This is a genomic window from Nocardioides cremeus (genome assembly GCF_030518195.1).
Taxonomy (GTDB): domain Bacteria; phylum Actinomycetota; class Actinomycetes; order Propionibacteriales; family Nocardioidaceae; genus Nocardioides; species Nocardioides cremeus.
In genome coordinates this window covers 1-275 of the sequence record NZ_JAULSC010000316.1, presented here as the reverse complement: position 1 = coordinate 275, position 275 = coordinate 1, and the positions used below count along the sequence as shown (strand labels likewise).

General features: G+C 47.3%; 1 protein-coding gene. It reads right to left on the bottom strand.

What is annotated here, in order from left to right; all coding sequences use genetic code 11:
* Nucleotides 1–275: hypothetical protein (locus QWJ41_RS22560; RefSeq protein WP_302710490.1), on the bottom strand; the 275-nt coding region annotated here is incomplete at both ends.

The following is a 275-nucleotide window of genomic DNA, read 5'->3' as shown; positions in this document are numbered from 1 at the left end:
ACATATTCCACAGCCGGATAATTGCGGAGCACCCATCCCGGTGTTACAGAACGATAATCGGTAGTATCAATCAGTGCCAGCGCATAGGCCATTTCACAAGGATACTGCCGGACCAACATATCTACGTCGGCATGCTCGCAGATTTTTCCTTCATACAGACGGCGTATCAGTCCAGACAATCCCCAGCTCACCCGTTCAGCCTTCACCATACTAAAGAAGCCGTCGAATTCTTCCTTACCTTTCAACAACGAAGCAAAAATTTTCCGTATTTCATC